Consider the following 1,613-nt stretch of genomic DNA (forward strand, 5'->3'; position numbering starts at 1 on the left):
GGCTCTTCCAAGATTTTCGTAACCGTTGGTTGTTTCAGCTGAGCAGGATGCGGTGGCGGAGGAGGGGGTAGCCGGCTCGGCCGTAGGTCTGCCGCTTGATCAGTTTGATCTTGTTGTTGACGCCCTCGGTGCGTCCGTTGTGGTGGGGCAGGGTCAGTGCCGCGTCGACGGCGGCGCGATCGCGTTCGAGGCCGGTGGCGAAGGACTGAAGGAAGGGCAGGTCGACACCTCGCGCGTGGGTGATCCAGTCCGTCAGTGCCTGCGAGTTGTCCTGTGAAGGGGACAGCATCCGGGCGAACCCGGTCACCAGCGTGGACAGAGCGGTCATCTCGGTGCAGGCGGAGGCGAGTTGATCGCGCAGAATGCGCCGTTCGTCGCGTTGACGGTCTGGGTCGGCGAGGAGGAGCCCGGTGACCCGGCGTGGGGAGAGAGTGGCGTGATCGGCCTCGACACGGCCCTGGTTGATGTAGCGGACCAGGAGGTTCGCGCTGCCGGTGTAGCCCAGTTCCCTGATCTCGTGCAGGAGGTGGGTGACGGGGACGACCGGATCCTCGGATCGGCGCCGTCGCAGGTGTTCGCGGTAGGGGTCCACCAGAGTGGGTCGGTAGGCCGGGGCCCGGATCAACTGCTCGGGCTCGATGTGTCGGGCATAGCGTTTGACAGTGTTCAGCGCCAGGTTCAGCCGGCGGGAGCAGTCGAGCAGGCCGACGCCCGCGTCCAGGAGCCGATGCACCTGTTGCCAGCGCTCGCGGGTGGTTGCGGCCCGTCGGCCCTCGGCGACCGGGGGGCCGATCTTCGCCCAGCATGTGCTGTGTGCGGCAACTTCCTTCAAGACCGCCTCACCGAGGCCGTGCCACACATGCCAGCGGTCCATGACCTGCACGATCGTGGGGTCGGCGTCGGTGACGGCCTGCGCGAAGTCCCCTGCCCCATCCCGACACACGATCTCCACTCCGCGATGCTCCCGCAGCCAGGTGGTGACCGTCTCCATCCTCCGATCGGGCAGAACGTCTACGCGCCTCCCGCTTTCCGCGTCGATCAGAATTGTCGCGTAGTGGTGGCCCCTGAGCAGGGCGAACTCGTCGATCCCCAGCACCCGGGGCACCACCTGCCGGGGCAGCGGGACGCGCAGGAGACAATTCAGCACGGTCGCCCAGCTGACCGTTTGATGCAAGTGCAGCAGCAAGCGGGCACCGGCCTTGCCCGCCAAGGCGCATGCCACCGCGGCAACGACGGCCTGCAGGGCGGGGGTTCGCCGTTGGTATCGCACCGTCAAGCCCTCGACCTGCTCGGCGAACGTCTGCTTTGCACAGTCCGGGTTCTCGCAGTACAGCCGCCGCACCGACAGATCGACCATGACCGGGCGGCCACCGACGGCTTCGTCCGCGACGTGCCGTGTGTACCGACTGTGTTGCCGGCTCGACGTCTGCCCGCATCTCGGGCAGGCGGCCGGGACCTTGACATGCGTCCGTGCTTTGATCCGTACCAGCTCTTCGCCTACCTCAACTCCCTCAATCCGGACTGCGGCCAACTGCGGGAACAATGCCTGCACATCGACGTCACACGACACCAGCCTCTACCAACGGTGCCGTCGCGTCTCATCGTTCGACGTA

General features: G+C 66.6%; 1 protein-coding gene. It reads right to left on the bottom strand.

What is annotated here, in order from left to right; genetic code table 11:
- Positions 1 to 34 precede the first annotated feature (34 nt).
- Positions 35 to 1,543, bottom strand: coding sequence for an ISL3 family transposase (locus ACFXKZ_RS52390; protein WP_380015666.1), 1,509 nt, complete (start codon positions 1,541 to 1,543; stop codon positions 35 to 37).
- Positions 1,544 to 1,613 lie beyond the last annotated feature (70 nt).

Origin of the sequence: Embleya sp. NPDC059237, assembly GCF_042754105.1 — a bacterium.
Classification (GTDB): Bacteria; Actinomycetota; Actinomycetes; order Streptomycetales; family Streptomycetaceae; genus Embleya.